Consider the following 325-nt stretch of genomic DNA (forward strand, 5'->3'; position numbering starts at 1 on the left):
GTTATGGGGTTGTGGGAGGAAGAATGATGAATGTGAGCGGGAGTATGATAGGGGATGTGAATACGATTGGAGTAGGGGAGAGTATTAGTAGGGGGGGTGGTGGTATGGAAGGAAGAAGGACAGTAAGAGGTGCTATAGGAAATGGAAGTGGAAATGAAGGGGGTTGGGTAGGTTGTTGGGGAGTTGGGGAGGATAAGGGGATGAGGGAAGTGGTTGAAGTGGGGTGTAGTGAGGAAGAGGTATTTGAGGGTGAAGCAGGAGAAGAGATCGGATATGATGGAATGTAGGGGAAGGAGTACTGTGTGTGTGGATTGATGGTGTATTT

1 protein-coding gene is annotated in these 325 nt (G+C 48.6%); it reads left to right on the top strand.

What is annotated here, in order from left to right:
- Positions 1-104: 104 nt before the first annotated feature.
- Positions 105-287, top strand: a complete 183-nt coding sequence (locus FS628_RS30290) for a hypothetical protein (RefSeq protein WP_145326661.1) — start codon at positions 105-107, stop codon at positions 285-287.
- The last annotated feature ends 38 nt before the right edge of the window (positions 288-325 follow it).

It is taken from the genome of Paenibacillus xylanexedens, from assembly GCF_007676705.1.
Taxonomy (GTDB): domain Bacteria; phylum Bacillota; class Bacilli; order Paenibacillales; family Paenibacillaceae; genus Paenibacillus; species Paenibacillus xylanexedens_C.